The organism is Coprococcus sp. AM14-16 (assembly GCF_003434675.1).
GTDB classification, from domain to species: domain Bacteria; phylum Bacillota; class Clostridia; order Lachnospirales; family Lachnospiraceae; genus Coprococcus; species Coprococcus aceti.
The window spans coordinates 1-1,193 of the sequence record NZ_QTLL01000010.1 but is presented as its reverse complement, the minus strand read 5'-3'; the positions used below and the strand labels follow the sequence as shown (position 1 = coordinate 1,193).

The following is a 1,193-nucleotide window of genomic DNA, read 5'->3' as shown; positions in this document are numbered from 1 at the left end:
TACAAATACGAATTTGAGGCTTGTGAATCATAAATATATATCCACAACAAATACATCATGCAATATACCGTCTATGCGATACCTTTACATTATTTTGATTAACTATCGCGTACTGCATAGTCGTATCTATCTGTGAGTGTCCCAATATCTTCTGCACCTGCTCTATCGGCATTCCTTTATCGATAGCTCTGGTTGCCATTGTTCTTCTAAATTTATGTGGATGTATTTTGTCTATATTCAATTTTCTTCCCAGTTCTCTAACTCTTATCTCAACTCCACTTATCTTTAATCTTGCATGCGGCGCATCAAGAGTGACAAATAAAGCCGGATTATCATCCGTCCTGCTCTCTATATATTCTTGCAAATGCAGCTTTGCCTTTGCATCGAAATAAACTCTTCTTTCCTTATCACCTTTACCGAATACTATGCATTCCCGCTCTTCAAAATCAATATCAGATATATTTAAACCTACCAATTCGCCTACTCGTATACCGGTTGAATACAATAGATCAATCATAGCAAGATCTCTGACGCACGTACAATTATCACGAAGTTTTTCAATCATTTCATCAGTTATAGTTTCCTTAACTGGCTGTTTCGTCTTTATTTTATGTATTCGCCTCATAGGACTCTTCAGTATGTAGTCCTCTTCTTCAAGCCAGCTAAAAAAGCTCGACATATTTCTCCGGACATTGTCTACAGTTACTTTGCTGCAATTATTAACCTTCTGATAATCAACAAGATACCCTCTTATCTCGTCAGTCGTTATCTTTCTGATAGGTGTGTCAATACTTCCAAGCATATGCTCAATAGTAACACGATAATACTGCAAAGTTCTTTCAGAACATCCCTCAATCTGTTTTGCATCAATAAACATTTTCAAATATTCTACATTAGGAATTTCTTCTGTCTTTGCTTCGTTTTCTGCCAAATGTTTAAGCAATGTCTCCTGTAATTTCTTCATCTGAGATATATTCAGGTAATCTGCCATCTCATTAAGTATCTTGACTAATTTCTCTTCCATGTTCGTATTCTCCTTTCAGATTCTACCAACATCCTTCACCAGTCAAACCTTATTTAATTCTTATTTCTATACTTTAAATATATACTATAATTTATTATCCAAAATATTTCTGCATCAAACTATCGAACAATAACTGTGCCTCATCAAGAGCCTTTTGCACAACAACTTT

The 1,193-nt window shown here is 35.0% G+C and carries 1 protein-coding gene; it reads right to left on the bottom strand.

What is annotated here, in order from left to right; genetic code table 11:
• Positions 1-55 precede the first annotated feature (55 nt).
• Positions 56-1,024 (bottom strand): site-specific tyrosine recombinase/integron integrase, encoded by a 969-nt coding sequence (gene xerA, locus DW159_RS13555; protein ID WP_117551461.1) that lies wholly within the window; start codon positions 1,022-1,024, stop codon positions 56-58.
• Between the last annotated feature and the right edge of the window lie 169 nt (positions 1,025-1,193).

What these genes read in the sequence shown, in the direction of transcription:
- xerA (WP_117551461.1), bottom strand. Translation starts at nt 1,024, where the DNA reads ATGGAAGAGAAATTAGTCAAGATACTTAATGAGATGGCAGATTACCTG.